Source organism: Paracraurococcus lichenis, assembly GCF_030657435.1.
Lineage (GTDB): Bacteria > Pseudomonadota > Alphaproteobacteria > Acetobacterales > Acetobacteraceae > Paracraurococcus > Paracraurococcus lichenis.
This window is the reverse complement of sequence record NZ_JAUTWS010000374.1, coordinates 1-807: the sequence shown is the minus strand read 5'-3', so window position 1 is coordinate 807 and position 807 is coordinate 1. Positions and strand designations below refer to the sequence as shown.

At 67.5% G+C, this 807-nt stretch carries 1 protein-coding gene and 1 pseudogene; both read right to left on the bottom strand.

Annotated features, from left to right (window positions below; translation table 11 throughout):
* On the bottom strand, positions 1-449 hold a 449-nt coding region (locus Q7A36_RS40315; RefSeq protein WP_305109411.1), incomplete at its 3' end, for a Hint domain-containing protein.
* Positions 450-551: 102 nt separating this feature from the next.
* Positions 552-807, bottom strand: a pseudogene (locus Q7A36_RS40310) (IS5/IS1182 family transposase); the annotation flags it as partial.

Genomic DNA, 807 nt, shown 5'->3' with positions numbered 1-807 from the left:
AAGCCGAGGCGGTCGATGTTGTCGACGAAGGTTTCGGCCGGGACGCCCTCGGCGAGGATGAGGGCGTGGTCGGCCAGCTCGACATGGTAGTAGGTGAAGCTGGTCGGCACCGCCGTCTCGCGGCGGATGGTGATGCCGTTCACCAGCGCGCCGGCCTGCACCAGGACGCCGTCCAGCATCAGCGCATGGTCGGGCGAGACGAGCAGGTCGCGCGCCGGCATGGCCTCGCCCAGCGCGCCGGCCTGGATGCGGATCGGCAGGACGCGGTCGGGCTCGCCGAAGCGGGTGGAGACGGTCTGGCGGCCGAGCCAGCGGACCGGCATTGCGGTGCCCTCGGCGGTCATGACCAGGTCGCCGATCGCCAGCGTCTCGACCGCCTGCTCGCCGGCCGGGGTACGGATCAGCGTGCCGGGGTAGAAGCAGATGACGGTACCTTGGCCGATCTCCACCCCACCTGTGTCCGGGTTGATGTCGGTCTCAAGGGAGAGGCGGCGCCAGTGTGGTGCACGGATCAGCGGTGTGGACGCACGTAGCCCTACCCGCATTCGGGGTTATGCAACGCGGACATACTTCGGACATCCGAGCTCAAGCATACGGTTCAGCACATCGGCAGCGATGGCGACCTCGGTGGCCTGACGCTCGTCTGTTTGCGATCGGAGCCCGTCACCGATGACGCGCTTCCAACGCGAGATGTCAGCCTCGATCAAGGCACGATCGTTGTAGCCCGAGGCTCGCTGCCAGCCGATGCGGCCGCGCTCGGCGATACATTGCAGATGTTGGTGGCGCTGTGTCGGTGCGGTCTCCTCA